This is a genomic window from Azospirillum oryzae (assembly GCF_900177515.1).
GTDB classification, from domain to species: Bacteria; Pseudomonadota; Alphaproteobacteria; order Azospirillales; family Azospirillaceae; genus Azospirillum; species Azospirillum oryzae_A.
This window is the reverse complement of sequence record NZ_FXAK01000007.1, coordinates 58,641-76,856: the sequence shown is the minus strand read 5'-3', so window position 1 is coordinate 76,856 and position 18,216 is coordinate 58,641. Positions and strand designations below refer to the sequence as shown.

At 67.5% G+C, this 18,216-nt stretch carries 18 protein-coding genes and 1 tRNA gene; 8 read left to right on the top strand and 11 right to left on the bottom strand.

The features are described 5' to 3' along the window. The first annotated feature begins 149 nt into the window (after nucleotides 1-149). The 3 genes from B9N97_RS12895 to B9N97_RS12885 all read left to right on the top strand — a co-directional run bounded on the left by B9N97_RS12895 (nucleotide 150) and on the right by B9N97_RS12885 (nucleotide 4,497). Nucleotides 150-1,097, top strand: coding sequence for a HugZ family pyridoxamine 5'-phosphate oxidase (locus B9N97_RS12895; protein ID WP_085087020.1), 948 nt, complete (start codon nucleotides 150-152; stop codon nucleotides 1,095-1,097). A gap of 511 nt (nucleotides 1,098-1,608) precedes the next feature. Continuing rightward, nucleotides 1,609-3,432 (top strand): phosphoenolpyruvate carboxykinase (GTP), encoded by a 1,824-nt coding sequence (locus tag B9N97_RS12890; RefSeq protein ID WP_085087018.1) that lies wholly within the window; start codon nucleotides 1,609-1,611, stop codon nucleotides 3,430-3,432. A gap of 279 nt (nucleotides 3,433-3,711) precedes the next feature. Further along, nucleotides 3,712-4,497: a DUF1003 domain-containing protein gene (locus B9N97_RS12885; RefSeq protein ID WP_085087016.1), complete on the top strand. Its 786-nt coding sequence runs from the start codon at nucleotides 3,712-3,714 to the stop codon at nucleotides 4,495-4,497. A 27-nt stretch (nucleotides 4,498-4,524) separates the two neighbouring features. Here B9N97_RS12885 and B9N97_RS12880 read toward each other — a convergent pair whose 3' ends face one another. The 8 genes from B9N97_RS12880 to B9N97_RS12845 form a co-directional block, all read right to left on the bottom strand. Continuing rightward, the gene (locus tag B9N97_RS12880) at nucleotides 4,525-6,285 is read right to left on the bottom strand and encodes a hypothetical protein (RefSeq protein ID WP_143266685.1); all 1,761 of its coding nucleotides are present in this window, start codon (nucleotides 6,283-6,285) and stop codon (nucleotides 4,525-4,527) included. A gap of 81 nt (nucleotides 6,286-6,366) precedes the next feature. After that, nucleotides 6,367-6,606 carry a hypothetical protein gene (locus tag B9N97_RS12875; RefSeq protein WP_085087012.1) on the bottom strand — a complete coding sequence of 80 codons (240 nt, stop codon included), beginning with the start codon at nucleotides 6,604-6,606 and terminating at the stop codon, nucleotides 6,367-6,369. A 178-nt stretch (nucleotides 6,607-6,784) separates the two neighbouring features. Beyond that, the gene (locus B9N97_RS12870) at nucleotides 6,785-7,228 is read right to left on the bottom strand and encodes a ferritin-like domain-containing protein (RefSeq protein WP_085087010.1); all 444 of its coding nucleotides are present in this window, start codon (nucleotides 7,226-7,228) and stop codon (nucleotides 6,785-6,787) included. A gap of 803 nt (nucleotides 7,229-8,031) precedes the next feature. After that, a complete protein-coding gene (locus tag B9N97_RS12865) occupies nucleotides 8,032-8,280 on the bottom strand; it encodes a hypothetical protein (protein WP_085087008.1) in 249 nt (82 codons plus the stop codon). Nucleotides 8,281-8,504: 224 nt separating this feature from the next. Next, nucleotides 8,505-8,578 (bottom strand) — tRNA-Gly (locus B9N97_RS12860). Nucleotides 8,579-8,625: 47 nt separating this feature from the next. Further along, entirely contained in the window at nucleotides 8,626-9,525 is a 900-nt protein-coding gene (locus B9N97_RS12855; protein WP_085087006.1) for a lysophospholipid acyltransferase family protein, read from the bottom strand. Between the two features lie 7 nt (nucleotides 9,526-9,532). Next, nucleotides 9,533-10,438 (bottom strand): GNAT family N-acetyltransferase, encoded by a 906-nt coding sequence (locus B9N97_RS12850; protein ID WP_143266683.1) that lies wholly within the window; start codon nucleotides 10,436-10,438, stop codon nucleotides 9,533-9,535. A gap of 317 nt (nucleotides 10,439-10,755) precedes the next feature. Next, nucleotides 10,756-11,169, bottom strand: coding sequence for a Ros/MucR family transcriptional regulator (locus B9N97_RS12845; RefSeq protein ID WP_085087004.1), 414 nt, complete (start codon nucleotides 11,167-11,169; stop codon nucleotides 10,756-10,758). Between the two features lie 89 nt (nucleotides 11,170-11,258). Here B9N97_RS12845 and B9N97_RS12840 point away from each other — a divergent pair, with 89 nt between their 5' ends. Continuing rightward, nucleotides 11,259-11,513 (top strand): sulfurtransferase TusA family protein, encoded by a 255-nt coding sequence (locus B9N97_RS12840; protein WP_085087002.1) that lies wholly within the window; start codon nucleotides 11,259-11,261, stop codon nucleotides 11,511-11,513. A 3-nt stretch (nucleotides 11,514-11,516) separates the two neighbouring features. Here B9N97_RS12840 and B9N97_RS12835 read toward each other — a convergent pair whose 3' ends face one another. After that, on the bottom strand, nucleotides 11,517-11,987 hold the full coding sequence (locus B9N97_RS12835) for a GNAT family N-acetyltransferase (RefSeq protein WP_085087000.1): 471 nt from the start codon (nucleotides 11,985-11,987) through the stop codon (nucleotides 11,517-11,519). Then, nucleotides 11,984-12,718 carry a tRNA (adenosine(37)-N6)-threonylcarbamoyltransferase complex dimerization subunit type 1 TsaB gene (gene tsaB, locus B9N97_RS12830; RefSeq protein ID WP_085086998.1) on the bottom strand — a complete coding sequence of 245 codons (735 nt, stop codon included), beginning with the start codon at nucleotides 12,716-12,718 and terminating at the stop codon, nucleotides 11,984-11,986. Before tsaB ends, B9N97_RS12835 begins: the two co-directional genes overlap by 4 nt. Nucleotides 12,719-12,917: 199 nt before the next feature. On the opposite strand from tsaB, the gene ddpX reads away from it, so the two are divergent. From ddpX to B9N97_RS12815, 3 genes are all read left to right on the top strand, one after another. Further along, nucleotides 12,918-13,466, top strand: coding sequence for a D-alanyl-D-alanine dipeptidase (gene ddpX, locus B9N97_RS12825; protein WP_085090551.1), 549 nt, complete (start codon nucleotides 12,918-12,920; stop codon nucleotides 13,464-13,466). 191 nt (nucleotides 13,467-13,657) lie between these two features. Then, a complete protein-coding gene (locus B9N97_RS12820; RefSeq protein WP_085086996.1) occupies nucleotides 13,658-14,710 on the top strand; it encodes a polysaccharide deacetylase family protein in 1,053 nt (350 codons plus the stop codon). A gap of 130 nt (nucleotides 14,711-14,840) precedes the next feature. After that, nucleotides 14,841-15,371 (top strand): hypothetical protein, encoded by a 531-nt coding sequence (locus tag B9N97_RS12815; protein WP_085086994.1) that lies wholly within the window; start codon nucleotides 14,841-14,843, stop codon nucleotides 15,369-15,371. 49 nt (nucleotides 15,372-15,420) lie between these two features. Here B9N97_RS12815 and B9N97_RS12810 read toward each other — a convergent pair whose 3' ends face one another. After that, nucleotides 15,421-15,624 (bottom strand): hypothetical protein, encoded by a 204-nt coding sequence (locus tag B9N97_RS12810; RefSeq protein WP_085086992.1) that lies wholly within the window; start codon nucleotides 15,622-15,624, stop codon nucleotides 15,421-15,423. Nucleotides 15,625-16,260: 636 nt separating this feature from the next. On the opposite strand from B9N97_RS12810, the gene dnaK reads away from it, so the two are divergent. Next, on the top strand, nucleotides 16,261-18,177 hold the full coding sequence (gene dnaK, locus B9N97_RS12805) for a molecular chaperone DnaK (protein WP_085086990.1): 1,917 nt from the start codon (nucleotides 16,261-16,263) through the stop codon (nucleotides 18,175-18,177). Nucleotides 18,178-18,216: the final 39 nt, after the last annotated feature.

Below are 18,216 nucleotides of genomic sequence, written 5' to 3'. Positions count from 1 at the left end.
CATAGGCGGAGTGGTCATTCCAATACTTTATGCCAGAGTCCAGGTACCAGAGGCAGTTTTCTCTTTTCCCGCAGCATTTGTATGGTCCAATATGGCGGCAATGCGGCGCCGAACAACGGTGCCGCGCGGGAGAACGCACTCGTTTCGGAATGAGTTTTTCGAACGCCCTTCCCGCGTCCTCTCCGGCCGGCGCCATGCCGGACGGCAAGGAGGGCGCGACGCCGCCGGGCACCGGCCGGAGCGGCCCGGACTCCGCCATCCCGGCTGCGGCAGCCATGGCTGCGGCAACCATGGATCCGGCAACCATTGCTGCGGCTTTGGGCGCCCGGCGCCTGATGCGCGCTTGCGACCGCGCCGCGCTGGCGACCGCCCAGCGGCCGGCCGATGACGGCACCGGAACCGGCGCCGCCGGCTGGCCATATCCCTCGCTGGTGCTGGTGGCGTTCGACCATGACGGCAGTCCGCTGCTTCTGCTCTCCACGCTGGCCGACCACACGCGCAACCTGCTGGCCGACGGCCGGGTCGGGCTGCTGTTCGACGGCACCGCCGGGCTGGCGCAGCCGCTGACCGGCGCCCGCTTGTCGGTGCTGGGCCGGGCGGAGCGGTCGGACGATCCGATCCACCGCGCGCGCTATCTGCGCCGCCATCCCGCCGCCGCCTTCTATGCCGGCTTCGCCGATTTCGCAATCTACCGCGTGGCGGTTGAGCGCGCCCATCTGGTCGCCGGCTTCGGCCGCATCCACTGGCTCTCCGCCGCGGAACTGGACCTGCCCGCCGCGGCCCCCGCCCTGGCGGCGGGCGAGGCGGCGCTGCTTGACCATCTGAACGGCGAGGGGTACGGCCCCCGGCTCGGTCCAGCCACGGATGGCGACGGAGAAAGCTGGAGCCTGACCGGAATCGACCCGGAGGGATGCGACCTGCGACGCGGGGGGTACGTCGCCCGCGTCGATTTTGAGCAGAGAATCCACGACCCCGAATCGGCTAAACTGACGCTGGACACGCTGATCCGGCCGCAGGACGGGTCCGGACAACCCGGAGGATCGACATCCGGGACCGAAAAGGCTGGGACCGAAACAGCCGGTGGCGGGAGTACCTGATGGTGCCCGATGCCGGAAAGAACAAGAAGAAGATGAAGAACAAGAAGAACGGTCGGAACGAAAAGCAATAACGAGAGAGGCGAGAAGCCAACCGTCAGCCTGCCAACCGTCAGCCTGAACGACCAGCCGAGAGGTCGCTTCGACACCACCGGGCGCCGCACCAAAAACAAGAACGCGGCGCGCGGGCACGCGCAACCAGGAGAACACTTCAGTGGACCATAACGGATCGACCCGTTTCCCGTCCGGGCCATTGGCCCCCAGACCTGTCGCCTCAGGACCGCCTTTTGCACCGTATCGTCGCCGCACCCTGCCCGTGTCCTGGGCGGTGCAGCGCATCGCGGCGGGGTTCCAGCCCGACCGCCCCTTCGGACCGGCGCCCCGCTGATGCGGCGGTCGCCTTCCATCTGACGACACGACAACGGACGAAAGAACGGCCGGACCGGCCGCGGGACCCCCGGCGAGGGGCATGCCCGGGCGCAAGGGGACCGGCCCAGCCTTCGAGAGGGACGATATGACTGGACATACGCGGACGCGGAACAAGAAGCTCCTGGCCTGGGTCGAGGAGATCGCGCTGAAATGCAAGCCGGAGCGCGTACACTGGTGCGACGGGTCGCAGGAGGAATATGACCGTCTCTGCAACGAGATGGTGGAATCGGGCACCTTCATCCGCCTGAACGAGGCCAAGCGCCAGAACTCCTTCCTCTGCCGCTCCGATCCGGGCGACGTCGCCCGTGTCGAGGACAGCACCTACATCTGTTCCAAGACGCGCGAGGAAGCCGGTCCGACCAACAACTGGATGGACCCGGAGGAGATGAAGGCCAAGCTGGACGGCCTGTTCGAGGGCTGCATGCGCGGCCGCACCATGTATGTGGTGCCGTTCAGCATGGGGCCGCTGGGTTCCGACATCTCGCACATCGGCGTGCAGATCTCCGACAGCCCCTATGTCGCGGTCAACATGCGCCTGATGACCCGCATGGGCCAGAAGGTTCTCGACATCCTGGGCGACGGCGATTTCGTCCCCTGCCTGCATTCCATCGGCGCCCCGCTGGAGCCCGGCCAGCAGGACGTCGCCTGGCCCTGCAACGCCGACAACAAGTACATCGTCCATTTCCCGGAGGAGCACCGCATCGTCTCCTACGGCTCCGGCTATGGCGGCAATGCTCTGCTGGGCAAGAAGTGCTTCGCGCTGCGCATCGCGTCCTCCATGGGCCGCGAGCAGGGCTGGCTGGCCGAGCACATGCTGATCCTGGGCGTGGAAAGCCCGGCCGGCGAGAAGACCTATGTCGGCGCCGCCTTCCCGTCGGCCTGCGGCAAGACCAACTTCGCCATGCTGGTCCCGCCGAAGGAGTTCGAGGGCTGGAAGGTCCGCACCATCGGTGACGACATCGCCTGGATCAAGCCGCAGCCCGACGGCACGCTGCGTGCCATCAACCCGGAGGCCGGCTTCTTCGGCGTCGCCCCCGGCACCAGCGTGAAGTCGAACCCGAACGCGCTGAAGACGCTGGACCACAACGTCATCTTCACCAACGTCGCGCTGACCGACGACGGCGATGTCTGGTGGGAAGGCCTGACCGACGAGGCGCCGGCCCACCTGATCGACTGGCAGGGCAAGGACTGGACCCCGGGTTGCGGCCGCCCGGCCGCCCATCCGAACAGCCGCTTCACCGCGCCGGCGGCGCAGTGCCCGTCGATCGACCCGGCCTGGGAGGATCCGGCCGGCGTTCCGATCAGCGCCTTCATCTTCGGCGGCCGCCTGTCGAAGACCTTCCCGCTGGTGTTCGAGGCCTACAACTGGCGCGAAGGCGTCTATTGGGCCGCGACCATGGGCTCGGAGGCCACCGCCGCCGCCGTCGGCCAGGCCGCCATCCGCCGCGACCCGTTCGCCATGCTGCCCTTCTGCGGCTACAACATGGCCGACTACTGGAACCACTGGCTGTCGATGGAAGGCAAGGTGGAGAGCCTGCCGCGCATCTACCGCGTCAACTGGTTCCGCAAGGACGAGAACGGCAAGTTCGTCTGGCCGGGCTTCGGCGACAACATGCGCGTGCTGAAGTGGATCGTCGACCGCGTCCGCGGCCGTGCCACCGACGTGGCGGAATCGCCCTTCGGCTATTCCCCGCGCTACCAGGATCTGAACTGGTCGGGCCTGAACTTCCCGGCCGACAAGTTCGCCAAGATCATGGACATCGACCGCAAGGAGGCCGAGGCCGAGGCGCGGGACCAGGAGGAGCTGTTCAACCGCTTCGGCGACCGCCTGCCCGAGGAAATCGAGCAGCAGCGCCTCGCCGTCCTGAAGCGGCTGGAGAACAGCCCGGACGTCTGGCGCATCGGCTGACCAGCCGAAACCGTCAGCGGAAAGCCTGTCAGCAGGTAAGGATAGGGGCTGCCGCAAGGCGGCCCCTTTTCCGTTGCGGCGGCCGAGATGAACGGGAATTCATCCGAAACCGGCCCGTTGGCGGCCGGGTCCGGCGGCAGGGAGGCCAAGGTTCAGCCTTTGCAAGGCGATGCCATCCTTACCCGCCGCATCAGCCTTTCGGTGATTTAACCGGCGTGTCAAAAAGATCGGGCATAAAGTCGCCCGCGCCGGTTCGCGCATGCCAGGGAGGGCGACGTCATGTCCGATCATCAAGTTCCACCGCAGGATGGTGACGATTCCGCGGAACCGACCTTCCCGTCCGCCGATCCGGAGGACGCCGGCGGCCTGCTGTCGTCCAAGCGTCAGCCCTGCGCCATCAGCGGCAAGCGCCGGCCGAAGCGCGACCTGATCGCGCTGGACGCGCTGCGCCCCAGCCTGGCCGACCGCATCCGCCACGACCACCCGCATCTGGAGCCGGACGCGCAGATCAGCCGGCAGGAACTGGCGCGCTACCGCTCGCTCTATGTCGCCGAGCTGCTGAAGGAGGAGCATGGCGAACTCAGCGAACTGGACCGCGAGGTCGCCGAAAGCCTTGCCCGGCACGAGACGCTGGCCGAAAACCCGGAGGAGGAGTACGACGACCACCGCACGCTGGGTGAACGGTTGTCGGACGGTCTCGCCAGCTTCGGCGGCAGTTGGGCCTTCCTGATCTCCTTCGCCTTCTTCCTGGGCGTGTGGATGCTCATCAACGTCCTGGAAGGCGACACGCGGGCCTTCGATCCTTACCCCTTCATCCTGCTGAATCTGCTGTTGTCCTGTCTGGCCGCCATCCAGGCGCCGGTCATCATGATGAGCCAGAAGCGGCAGGAGGCGAAGGACCGCCTGCGCTCCGAAAACGACTACCGCGTCAACCTGAAGGCCGAGCTGGAGATCCGGCACCTGCACGAGAAGATGGACTATCTGATCCAGCGCCAATGGCAGCGTCTGACCGAAATCCAGCAGCTGCAGCTGGAGATCATGCAGGAAAAGCGGCTGCGCAAGTAAGCCGCAAACCGGCGGCCGGGCGGCGCCTCAGCGCTTGCGGCGGCCGTCCAGTTCCAGCATGCCGCGCAGCGCGGCGATGGTCTTGCTGAGCGGCGTCGGTTCGCCGCCGGGCTTGACCTCCAGCTTGGCTTCCGGATTGGCGGGCTTTGCCGTGTCCGGCTGAACATCGGGCAGCTTGGCTTTGGGCGGCGTCCCTGCCTCCGGCGCGGCGGATCCGCCGCGGGCCGGAGGACGCGGCTTGGCGGCGCGGGGTTTCGGTTGGGAAGCGGGCGCCGGCGACTCCGGCTGTATCTCGTCCTCGATCATCCCGCGCAAGGCCTTCATCGCCTCCTCGATCTCGCGCTCCTGGGCGGAGCGGCGACCGGCCGGGGGCGGCTCCGGTTCCTGTTCCGGGGCCGCAGCCTCCGGCGCCGGATCGGACTCGCCCCAGCCGGCGGGCACCGACCAGTCATCCCCGCCCCGGCCGGGCACCGGATCATCCGGCTCCTCGCGACGGGCAGGCTTGTCGACGATCCTGCCGGCATTGCGCGGGTTCTTGAGCGACGGCGCAGCCTCCTCCTCTTCCTCCGCAGGCTCGTTCGCCGCATCCTCGATCATGGAGCGCAGGGCGGCGAGGGTCCGGTCGAAGCCTTCCTCGTCCTCTGGCGGCGGGGGCGGGCGCAGGGCCCGGCGTTCGGCGCGATGCTGGTCGAAGTCGAGCGGCTCGGCAGGCGGCGGCGCCGGCTTCGCCGGGCGGGAGACGGATGCCGGGACGGGCTTCTCCGGGTCGCGGATGGCGAAGGACAGGATCTCGTCCTCCGACGGTTCCTCGCCGTCCGGATCGCCGTCTTCCAGATCATCCTCCCGGCCGCTGTCCCCGGACTCCAGGTGCCAGGGATCGGATCCGGCGTCCGCGCCGTCGTCCTCGTAATCCCGGCGCACCAGGACCTTGTGCGAAAAGACCGGCGGTTCGTCCTGGGCATCCTCGTCCTGCCCGCGCCCACGCAGGCCCGGCCCGTCGTCGACGGGACCGTCGGCGGACGGAGGTTCGGCAAAACTCGTTGCGCGGCCGGCCTGGGGCTCAGGCGCAGGGTCGTCCTCGTCGTCGTCGGAGCCGTAGGCCTGCGCCAGCAGCCGGCGCATCGCCATCAGCGTCTCGTCGCCATCATCGTCGGGATCGCCATCCTCGGACTCGGCGCCGTCCGGATCAGCGGTACCGCCAACTTCGTCGCGGGCCGGCTCCGGCCCCTCGTCGTTGGCGGCAGTCCTGGCATCGTCCACCGCCGGCTCATCATCCCAATCGTTGGACCAATCATCCGCCGGCGACGGACTGCCCAAGCGCGCCGCCATGTCCGCGAGCGAAACGGGTTCCCACAGCGGAGCGGCGCCATCCTCCGCCGGACCGTCGGCCACGAGGTCGGACAGCGGACGTTCCGACACCGGCTTGCCGCGAACAGGCGCCGGAGGAGGGGGAGGGGGAGGGGGCTCCGCATCGGCCGTCCTGTCCCGGCCGCCGTCTCCGCCACGCAACGAGGCGAGCAGGCCGTTCAGTGCCGCCAACGGCGCATCGAAGGACGGCTCGTCATTGCTGGCGGTAGGGAGGCCGGCGGTCGGGGGGTCGGCCAGGATCGGCCGGCTTTCGATATCGCGGGAGTCGCAGCGCGAGCAGCGGTAATGCGGCGCGATCGACAGCACCGGATAATTGGGGCCGAAGCGCCGTTCCAGCATGGCACGGGGCAGCACGCCACCATGTCCGCAGGCGCGGCAGCGCAGTTGCACGTCGGCGTCGATGTCGCGGAGGAACAGCATACGGGCCATGCCGCGCAGTATAGCGGCGGCCCCGCGGCTTTCCCATTCGTTTCAGTGCCGCCCCGGCCCCTTGGGTTGAGGTCAGACCGCGCGGGTGACGGTCAGGCCCTGTTCGGACAGGCTGTCGAAGATGTCCTTGAACTTCCGCAGATAACGGGTGCGGTAGGCGTCGAAATCGGCAGCGATGGCCGCCTCGGCATTCTGGGACTTCTGGAACTCGGACACGCGGTGGGCATTCTCGGCGCGGTACAGGGCGAAAGCGCCCTTCGTCACCAGATCGCTGCCGACCGGGTCTGCAGTCTTCGATTTGTCGCTGTTCATCAATCCATGTCCAGATGGAGTGGACATCCGGCCGCCGGCTTTGGACGGGCGGGGCCGGATGATCGGAGCCGTTCATCGGCGGAGGCTGCGATACGACCCTGGGGCCATATCAATGGGTTGCAGCCACCGGGAAAAGCCTACGCCCGCTTTCCCACACCCGCAATGTTGCAACGCACCATCATGCCACCACCCCGCGCAGGGCGGCCATGCGGTCACGGTCGACGCGGATGCGGTCCAGATGCTGGGCGATCACCGCGGTGATGGGCAGGGGAAGCTCTTTCGCCATCGCTTCTTCGTAACGGCGCAGGCATTCGCTTTCGCCGCGTTCGACCTCCTGGATGATGGTGGCACGGTCATGGCCGAGCACGGCGGATTTCAACTCCAGGAAGAAGCGGTGGGCACCGCCCAGCATGGTGCCGCCCATGTCGGGCGCCCCGCCCTGTTCGGCGACCAGCCGCTGGATCTCGCGCACGATGGCGCCGCGCTGGGCGGCGAGATCGTTGAACAGAGCCTTCAGATCCTCGTCCTGGGCGGATTCCGCGGCCTGCCGATAGCCCTCGTGGCTGTCCTCGACGATGCGGATCAGGTCATTGAGCGTATCGACGATCTCGTCTTTTTCCATGGCGGCAGGCCCTCCCATGCGTCCCCTACGCTGCCACAACCCTTTGGCAGGGCCGAATGTTCCAAACTGCCACCGGGGGCAATACCAGTGCGACGGGCCTGACGCAGGTGGCCGACAGTCCGGCGATGCCAAGAGCGTTGGGAGATAATCGAGCAGGAATACCGTCATGGGGCGCCGTAGCATGAACAGCATGCTGCAGCGCAACGAAGGCGGCGGACGCTAGTCCCGGACGGTTAACCAGATATGAACATCGTTGTGACCGGAAACAGACCGGAAGATGGTCCCACGATGCCCTCGACAGTTTCGAAATGCAATCGTCTGGAGCGTGTAGGCAACTCCAGTGATTATTGTGTGTACTCTGCCTCGTCGCGCTCCCATGAAACGGGTTTGGAAAGGTTTGTCAGGCGGAAGCCCGGCGATTTCGGAGAGGATCCTGCCCATCCTTGTCATTGGCTTTGACGACGTACAGCGGCATTCTCGCACCGTCACGGCAGCATCGTTATCGACGATGTCTTTATCGGCGCTGGCGGACCGGGATCGGGGGATCATCCGGTAATTGGCGCAATCCGGACGAACTGGGGGAACCATCATGGCGCTGTACGGCCGCCATCCTGCCTCGCTTGGCTGGGAACCGAAGCCGAAAGCGGGCAAGACCGGCGAAGCACGCGGCCATGCCGGCCGCGCCAGCCGCAGCGGGCATCTATGCTGTGGCTGCGGCCGGCCGATCCGCGCCGGCGACCCGCATTGGGCCGGACATGGCCACCAAAATCCCTGGCACTATGCCTGTGCCGAGCGTGCCGGCCTTACATGGTCATGGGCGGGCCGCCCGGCCGCGCCGCCGCTTCCGGCCGCGGAGATGGACTGACCGCGCCGGCGTTCGCCCCGGCCTGCGCCTCTTCGCGCCCGCGCCGGTAGGCATCGCGTTCAGCCTCCAAAATGGCGTCGGCCAGACGCCGTTCGAATTCGCGTTCCACGAGGGCGGAGAACAGGTCGATGCGGAAGCGGGCCTGCAGGGACCGGCTCAGCCGGCGGGCTCTTTCGATCGGCGGCATCGGCGTTCTCCTCTCGGCTGGCTGACAATGCCGCCCAGCTTCAAGGATTGCGGGTGATCCCGGCAACCGCGCCATCGGCGAACCGCCAACGCAAAGGAGAGCGCCCATCCGCACCCATCGGTGCGAACCGCTCGTTTGCGAAAACCGGATTTTAAAAGGCTTTTGGGAGGAAGCGGCTCAAGGCCGGCTGCCATGCAGCTGGTATGATGCTGCCGGCTGGCGTTTGGAGCGGGTGAAGGGAATCGAACCCTCGTCGTAAGCTTGGGAAGCTTCTGCTCTACCATTGAGCTACACCCGCGCGCCCGCTGTTTATAGGCGACTGCCGCGGCGGATACAAGAGCGGAATCAAGCACTCCCGGGAGCGGGATCGGCGACCGGCGGCGCAGGTGTGGCAACACCGGCGGCGGCTGGGACGACGGCGTGCTTCGCCGGGGGCGGCCCCTCGGGGCGGCCGGAGATGGCGCGGGCGACACCGTCGGCGATCACGCGCTGGCAATGCTCGGCCAGGGCCTTGCGGCTGCTGAAACCGTCGATGGTCACCGGCGGGTGGAACTCCACCTCCACCGTCATGCCGCCCAAGCGGAAGGCCTGCCACAGATGCGGCGCCAGATCCATGTCGCCATACCACGCATAGAAGGGGCGGAAGGCGAAGCCCATCGGGATGCCGTCAAGCCGGGTGGCGGCGATGCTGACCGGTTGGACCGTCAGCGGACGGCCGTCGATGCGGCGGGCGGCGACGGCGAACAGGGCGGTCTTGAAGGGCAGGGTGCGGTTGCCGTCGCTGGAGGTGCCCTCCGGGAACAGGATCAGGCTGTCGCCGGCATCCAGACGGCTGCCGATGTCGTCACGCTGCTTGTCGACCGTGGCGCGCGCCTTGCGTTCGACGAACACCGTGCGCTGAAGCCGGGCGAGCAGGCCGAAGAAGGGCCAGCTCCCGACCTCCGATTTCGCGACGAAGGAGCCGGGGATCTGCGAGCCCAGCACTGTGATGTCCAGGTAAGAGGAGTGGTTGGACACGAACAGCACCGGCCCGTCGGCGGCACGCTGGCCGCGCACCACCACGTCCAGCCCCATCAGCCGGGTGCAGACCCGGTGATAGAAGGCCGGCAGCGTGCGGCACAGCCGCCAGCCGCGCGCCACCGCCAGGGCCTGCAGCGGGATCAGCAGAAGCGTCCACAGCAGGTACAGCGTCAGGCGCAGGGCGCCGCGGCCGGACGACCCCAGGGCGCGGGCGGTGCGGGTCATGGTCGCCTCAGCCGGCTTGGCTGTCGCGGCTGCGACGTTCGTAATGCTTGGCGTACTTGTCGGTGATCAGGTCGCTCTTCACCACGATGCAGACATCGGTGGTGTTGAACTGGTGGTCGATCACGGCACCGTCGCCGATGAAACCGCCCAGCCGCAGATAGCCCTTGATCAGCGGCGGCAGGATGTTCAGCGCCCGCCGCGGATCGATCTGGTCCTTGGGCATGCGGTCCAGCGACACGAAGCGTTCCGGCAGGGCCGTCGCCCGCAGTTCCGCCGGGGCCAGATGATGGTGGTAGAGATAAGACAGCGGCTCCGCCATCGCATCCGGATCGGTGCCGGGCAGGCTGGCGCAGCCGAACATCAGGGCGATGTCGTGTTGGAACACATAGGCGGCAATGCCCTGCCACAGCAGCTGCATGCTGCCGCGCGACCGATAGCCGGCATCGACGCAGGACCGGCCAAGCTCCAGAACCTCGCCGGGATAGCTGGCGAGGCGGCCGATGTCGTACTCGTCGCTGGAATAGAAGCGGCCGACCTTCTCGGCGGCGGGACGGCGGATCAGGCGGTAGGTGCCGACCACCATGTCGGGACCGTTGCCGCGGGCATGGTCGATGACCAGCAGATGGTCGGCGACGCCGTCGTAATCGTCGAAATCGCGTCCCCGGGCCTGCATCTCGGGGGAGGGGATCGCCGCCATCTCCTCGTAGAAGACGCGGTAGCGCAAGGCCTGCGCCCAGTCGATCTCCTCCGCGGAACGGGCCAGCCGCACCTCCAGCGTGCCGAGGCGGATGCCATCGGTCAGCTTTTCGCCGGCGGTCGCATTTTCGATGGTGGCGGCCTCGGATGCGGACGCCTCGCTCCGCTCCGGGCTAGTCCGGATCATGCCCGGCTGGTCCAAGCTTGCATCAGCCATGTCGACGGTCCGCTGCGATGGTTCGGGACTGTGCGCCGCGCCGGCCTGCCGCCGCCGGGCCACGGCGGCCAGGGTCGGGACGGACAGCGTCGCACGCACCACAAGGCATAACACGATCCGCCGGTTGCCGGTCAACCGACATCGTCGCGTGCCGTCAGCCGAAACCTGCGGCGAACTTCGGGGATGCAGCCCCTTCGGCACTCCGGGTGTACCGGCAGCCAATACCGGCAACCAATGCGGAAGGAAGAAGCGGGAGAGGGCAGGCACGGGCGGCGGCGCCGTCACGGCGCCGGTCCGCCCTGCGGAAGCCCCAGCCGTCAGGCGCCGCGGCGGGCGCGGGTGCCGAGGCCGATCTGCTTGGCCAGCGAGCTGCGCTGGCGGGCATAGTTCGGCGCGACCATCGGGTAGTCGGTCGGCAGGCCCCAGCGGTCACGGTATTCTTCTGGAGTCATATTGTACGCCGTCTTGAGATGGCGCTTCAGCATCTTCAGCTTCTTGCCGTCTTCCAGGCAGACAATATAGTCCGGCGTGACCGACTTCTTGATCGGCACGGCGGGCTGCGGCCGCTCCTCCGCCACCACCGGTTCGGTGCCGACGTTGGCCAGCGACTTGTAGACCTGTTCGATCAGTGTCGGAAGATCGGTCAGAGAGACTGTATTGTTGGAGACATGCGCCGCCACGATCTCCGTGGTCAGAGACAACAGCGCGTTGGAAGGGGACCCGTTGCTCATGTAAGCTTGCTCCGCGGCATTCGTACCTCACCATATAAAGAGGTTTTCTGCATCGTGCAATATCCATCCTTTGGAACAAAGAGGAATCGGTGACCGAAAAAATCTCCGCAGACTTGTTTCTCGACATCACCTCGCAGGTTTGTCCGTTAACCTTCGTCAAGACCAAGTTGATGGTAGAGCGGATGGACGCGGGGCAGACACTCGAAGTCCGGCTGAATGCCGGTGAACCCTTGGAAAACGTTCCACGATCCTTGGTCGAGTTGGGTCACAGCATTCTGTCTGTCCACCCCGAACGATTGGATGATCCTGACGGAGTCCACCGCCTGATCGTGCGGAAAAATTAACCCCTATGCCCCATCCAGATTGCGGCGCAGGACAAGCGCCGCGACCCGGCCGTCGGCACGCCTGTAGTATCCGGGACGGCGGCCGACGGAAAAAAAGCCGCTGGCCTTGTATAGACTCGATGCCGCCGGATTATCCTCGGCGACTTCAAGAAACAGCGCAGTCGCACCCAGGTCTTGCGATCCGGTGACGGCGGCCTCGACCAGAAGGCGGCCGATGCCGCCGTGTCGCGCCTGGGGCAGCACGCCGATCGCCAGGATCTCGGCATCCTCAGCCGCGACGCGGGCCATGACGAAGCCGACCGGCTGGTCCTGCGGGTCGAGCGCGATGACGGCGAAGCCAGCCGGCGGCGTTGTCAGGGTGGCGACCGACGCCTCGTCCCACGGATCGTCGGGAAAGCAGGCCTGCTGCAGGGCCGCGACCACCCCGGCCTCCAGCGGGCCGGCGGGGTGGAGGCGGACGGTGGGCGCGGTCATGCCGCCGCTCCCGGTTCCGGCTTGCGGGCAACCGACTTCGGCAAAGTGACGTCGGGCGGACGGAGATAGAAGGGCTCGGCCGGCAGGCCGGTGGGGCGGGCCGCCCCCAGCGCCGCGACCACGGCGGCATCCGGCAGCCCGTCGCCGGACGCCCGGACGACATCGGCCCGGCCGCCCAGCAGCGGGAGCAGTGCCGCCGCCGCGTCACCGGCCAGCAGCAGCGGACCGGACGGGCACAGCGCGTCGAGCCAGCCGGCGATCGCCGACGGGTCGGGCATCGCCGGCTCGCCCACGGGGGTCAGCGCCGCGTCGTACAGCTGCAGGAAGGGCTCGGCACGCCGGCTGTCGACGGCGACCAGCAGCGAACGGCCGGCGCGTTCGGCCGCCGGCACGCCATGGGCGATGGCGTCGAAACTGGTGATGCCGACCACCGGCAGGTCCTGGGCGACGGCGATGCCGCGTGCGGCAGCCAGCGCGATGCGCAGCCCGGTGAAGGCGCCCGGCCCGACGGTGACGGCGATGCGGTCGAGGTCGGCGAAGCCGATACCGGCCTCTGCCATCACCTTCTGCGCCAGCGGCACCAGCACTTCGGCCTGACCGCGCGACATCGGCGGGCTGCGCCGAACGGTCACGCGCGCACCGCCGGCCTGACCGGCCGTTCCTTCCCACACGCCCTCCCATACTGCCGCCGAACAGCCGGACGTGGCCGTATCCAGACCCAGAACCTTCATCGCTCCGCCTTCCTGGCCGCCGCGTCGCGCGGACGGCCGCTGTGTAATACGCAGGCACGCCTTCCCTGGATTGCCACACCGGGACCGTTCCACCGGGAAAGACCGCCTCCGGCATGGCAGACCCGTGACCATGGCAGATGGCGCCGCGGCCATGCTAGAGGACGATCCTTGTCCTCATACGCCCATGGTTGTCCATTCCATGCTGACCGAGATCGCGCCCCCGGCCTTTGACATCGATCTGGAGCTTCTCTACGCCACCGCCGACAACCTGTCGGGCGTGCCGATCTACCGCTCGGCGGTGTGCCTGCTGCATCCCGAAGCGGCCCGCCGGCTCGGCGACGCCATCCGGCTGGCCCGCGGCATCGGCTGCCGCTTGCGGATTTACGATGCCTTCCGCCCGGCGGAGGCGCAATGGAGGCTCTGGCACGCCTTTCCCGACCCCGTCTATATCGCCGACCCGCGGCTGGGCTCCAACCACACCCGCGGGGTGGCGGTTGACCTGACGCTGGTGGATGGCGCCGGCTCGGCCCTGGACATGGGTACCGGCTTCGACGCGATGACCGAGCGGTCGCACCATGGCCGCAGCGACCTGACCGCCGAACAGCAGCGCAACCGCGCCCTGCTGCTGGGCGTGATGGTCGGCGCCGGGTGGGAGCATTACCCGTCGGAATGGTGGCACTATCAGCTTCCGAATGCCGAGCGCTACCCGCTGCTGACCGATGCCGCGGCCGGCGGCCGGCTGATGTAGGAAGGGTTGGGTGCCGGCTCCTATATCGCGGCTTGTGCCGGCGCGGACGTCTTCCATTGTTGCACGCGCGCACCGCATCGCCGCCGTCCGTGGAAAAGCGGCGGACGGAGCTTGTTCGCATGGCGGGGACTGTGGCACATCCTTTGCGTCTGGGCGAAGGTCGCCCCGATCAGCCTTTTCCGCAGGCCGCCATGCCGTTCCGTCGTGCCGTCAGGGTACTCGCCGCCGCCGCGCTGTCCGTCTGGACCGCGCTCGTGCCGGTGTCCCGGCCCGCCGCCGCCGAATCCGCGTCACCGCAGGGCGCCAGCGCGGTGGTCTTCGCCTATGACCGCTTCGGCGAGGACCAGAACCCCTCGATCAGCATCCGAATCGACCAGTTCGAAGCCCATCTCGACGAGCTGACCGACGGCGATTACCACGTCCTGCCGCTGCCGAAGATCCTGGACGCCCTGCGCACCGGCAAGCCGCTGCCCGACCGCACGGTGGCGATCACCATCGACGAGGCCAGCCGCTCCGCCTTCACCGAGGCTTGGCCGCGGCTGAAGGCGACCAATCTGCCCTTTACCCTGTTCGTCGCCACCGACGCCGTCGACCGCGGATCGCCCGCCCACATGAGCTGGAGTGAAATCCGCCAGCTGGCGGCGGCGGGGGTCACCATCGGGGCGCTCGGCACCTCGACCCAGTCGATGCTGGCCCGCACCCCGGATCAGCTGGCGGCCGACCTGCGCCGGATGTCCGACCGCTTCCAGACCGAATTGGGCAAGCGCCCGGCGATCTTCGCCTATCCGCAGGGGGAATATTCGCTGGCCGTGCGGCAGCTGGTGGTCGACCAGGGCTTCACCGCCGCCTTCGGCCAGCAGTCGGGGGTCCTGCACCCGCAGGCCGATCCCTGGAGCCTGCCGCGCTTCGTCATGAACGAGACCTACGGCAGCGCCGACCGTTTCGAGCTGGCGGCCAACGCGCTGCCGCTGCCGGTGTCGGACCTGACGCCCGACGACCCGCTGGTCACCGTCAACCCGCCGCCGCTGGGCTTCACCATCGCCGACGGCGTGGGCGACAGCTCCAAGTTGGCCTGCTTCGCCACCGGCCAGGGCCGCACCGCGCTGGAGCGCATCGCCGAGGATCGGGTGGAGGTCCGCATCAAGGATCCCTTCCCGCCGGGCCGCGCCCGCGTCAACTGCACCCTGCCGGCCGCCGACGGCCGCTGGCGCTGGCTGGGCGTGCAGTTCCTGATCCCCGAGTAAATCCCGGAGCAAGCGGTCGCGGCGGCAATCCCGACCGGTTCAAACTGGCATTGGCGGGAAGACGGGCGCCGCCTATGGTGCCGGTCCCGGCGTGCCACAGCAGCACGCGGCGATTTTTCGGGAGCAGGCGATGGCCGACGATACCTATTCACCGGACGGGCAGGGGAACGGGCCCGGCTCCGACATCGGCTGGTCCGATACGGTGCGGTTCCGGCTGCCGGCCGGCTGGGCGGTCGATGTGGAAGAGCATGAAGGGCAGCCGGTGGGCACCTTCCGGCCGCCGCCGCCGGCCGCCGGCGTGCTGCGGCTGGTGACCGACCGGGTGGTGCCGCGGCCGGACTCCGGCGGAACGGCAGCCACCCTGCAGGAGATGGCGCTGCGCTTCGTCCGGCCGCAGGACCCGCGGGCGGGCGACCGGACGTTGGACAGCCGCGCCGACGGCGCCGTGATCGCCCAGGCGATGATGCGGACGGAAGAGGAAGGCCGCGCCGAGACCCACTATTTGTGGCTGGTCGGCGCGGAACGCCCGGATGCGGCGGGGAGCGTGGCCGCGGTCGCGATGTTCAGCTTCGCGCTTCCCGACCTGATGGATGGCGATGAGTCCTGCGCCGAAATGCTGGGCCGGATCGACGACGCCATCCGCAACGCCGAAATCCTATAAAGCAGAGGGGCTTCCGCTCCTGCAATTCAAGGCGGACCAGGGTTGCCGGTCAGCAGTGGCCGGCCCCGGTCGCCATCAGCGCCTTCAGACGGACGGCCTGGGGGTCGTGGGCGACGGCCGCCTCTTCCGCGGCGAGAGCGGCGAGGCTGATGAAGCGCGCCAGGTCGTCGAGGTCGCAGCGCGTCGCGTCGCTCATCAGGCTGTCCAGGCAGGACTTGATGGCCAGGGCCACATCGCGTCGTTCGTCCATCATCGCGCTTCCCTTTCACACCTGTGTGACCAGCTTTGCATGGAACCGCATGCTCCGGTGGCGGCGACGGAAGCGTCGCTGGCCCAATCCCTTGCGGTCGTCCCTATGACACAAAGGAGATAGCATATTCCTTTCGGCTTTTCACTATATAGATTCTCCGGAACATGAATAATCACAGCAACCGCGAATTGATTGGAAGAGGCGCTGCACGCCATTGCTTGTTAATGAAAGGTTAACTGCATCGACTGGTTCATGATCGAAGCATTAATCACTTGTAACATCTGTGACGATTTGAATCAGAGAGGGTGATTATCGGGATACTCGCCTTCGCTTGCTTGAATACACCGGTATTCTATTGCGAAGAGCAGCGGGACGGCGGCGGCATGGCGGAGGATGTCGCGGCAGCGTTTTTTCGCCGCATTTGCGGGTCGAAAGGCGCGCCACCCTGTTGCAGCCCGAAACGGCTCCGCCTATATCTCCGCCAGCACGGGCCGGACCCGGGGGCCTTTGCTCTCAAGCATCGGCTCCCAGGCGCCAGACCCCCAAGCGCTCCACCGACGTTTCACCGACCCTATGGGGATCGCGGCGGTGCCGGACCAGACGGGCCGCCACGCATCTGCCGAACGAAAGAGGCTGAACATGAGCAAAGTGATTGGTATCGACCTCGGCACCACGAACTCGTGCGTCGCCGTGATGGAAGGCGGCAGCGCCAAGGTGATCGAGAACGCCGAGGGCGCGCGGACCACGCCGTCCATGGTCGCCTTCAGCCAGGGCGGCGAGCGGCTGATCGGCCAGCCCGCCAAGCGCCAGGCGGTCACCAATCCGGAAAACACCCTCTTCGCCATCAAGCGTCTGATCGGCCGCCGTTTCGACGATCCGCTGACGAAGAAGGACCAGGGCCTGGTTCCCTACCGCATCATCTCCGGCGACAACGGCGACGCCTGGGTCGAGGCGCACGGCAAGAAGTACAGCCCCAGCCAGATCAGCGCCTTCATCCTCACCAAGATGAAGGAGACCGCCGAGAACTATCTGGGCGAGAAGGTCACGCAGGCGGTCATCACCGTCCCGGCCTACTTCAACGACAGCCAGCGCCAGGCCACCAAGGACGCCGGCAAGATCGCCGGCCTGGACGTGCTGCGCATCATCAACGAGCCGACGGCCGCCGCTCTGGCCTATGGCATGGAGAAGAAGGGCTCCGGCACCGTCGCGGTCTATGACCTGGGCGGCGGCACCTTCGACATCTCCGTGCTGGAGATCGGCGACGGCGTGTTCGAGGTGAAGTCGACCAACGGCGACACCTTCCTGGGCGGCGAGGACTTCGACAGCCGGGTCATCGAGTATCTGGCCGACGAGTTCAACAAGGAGCAGGGCATCGACCTGCGCAAGGACAAGCTCGCGCTGCAGCGCCTGAAGGAAGCTGCGGAGAAGGCGAAGATCGAGCTGTCGTCCACCACGCAGACCGAAGTCAACCTGCCCTTCATCACCGCCGACCAGACCGGTCCGAAGCACCTGAACATCAAGCTGACCCGCGCCAAGCTGGAAGCCCTGGTGGACGATCTGGTGCAGCGCACGATCGAGCCCTGCAAGGCGGCCCTGAAGGATGCCGGCCTGAAGGCCAGCGAGATCGACGAGGTGATCCTGGTCGGCGGCATGACCCGCATGCCCAAGGTCATCGACGCGGTGAAGCAGTTCTTCGGCCGTGAGCCGCACCGCGGCGTGAACCCGGACGAGGTGGTCGCCATCGGCGCCGCCATCCAGGGTGGCGTGCTGAAGGGCGAGGTCAAGGACGTCCTGCTGCTCGACGTCACCCCGCTCAGCTTGGGCATCGAAACGCTGGGCGGCGTCTTCACCCGTCTGATCGACCGCAACACCACGGTCCCGACGAAGAAGAGCCAGACCTTCTCGACCGCCGAGGACAACCAGAACGCCGTCACCATCCGCGTCTTCCAGGGCGAGCGCGAGATGGCGGCCGACAACAAGATGCTGGGCCAGTTCGATCTGGTCGGCATCCCGCCGGCCCCGCGCGGCGTGCCGCAGATCGAGGTGACCTTCGACATCGACGCCAACGGCATCGTCAGCGTCACGGCGAAGGACAAGGCGACCGGCAAGGAGCAGCAGATCCGCATCCAGGCCTCGGGCGGCCTGTCGGACGCCGACATCCAGAAGATGGTGAAGGACGCGGAGGCCCATGCCGACGCCGACAAGAAGCGCCGTGAGCTGGTCGACGCCCGCAACCATGCCGACGCCCTGATCCACACCACCGAGCGGACCATCAAGGAGAACGGCGACAAGATCCCGGCCTCCGACAAGACCGCCGCAGAGGCTGCCGTCACCGAGCTGAAGTCGGTGCTGGACAGCGAGGATCTGGACGGCATCAAGGCGAAGACCGAGGCTCTGGCCCAGGTCTCGATGAAGCTGGGCGAGGCGATGTACAAGGCCGGCCAGGGCGAGGCCCCGGGTGCGGGCGGCGAGGCGCCGGGCGCCCAGCCGAACGAGCCGGGCGTCGTCGACGCCGACTTCGAAGAGGTCCAGGACGACAAGAAGAAGTCGGCCTGAGGTTAGGCCAGCTTCTTTTTGATACGGACCTGACGCGAG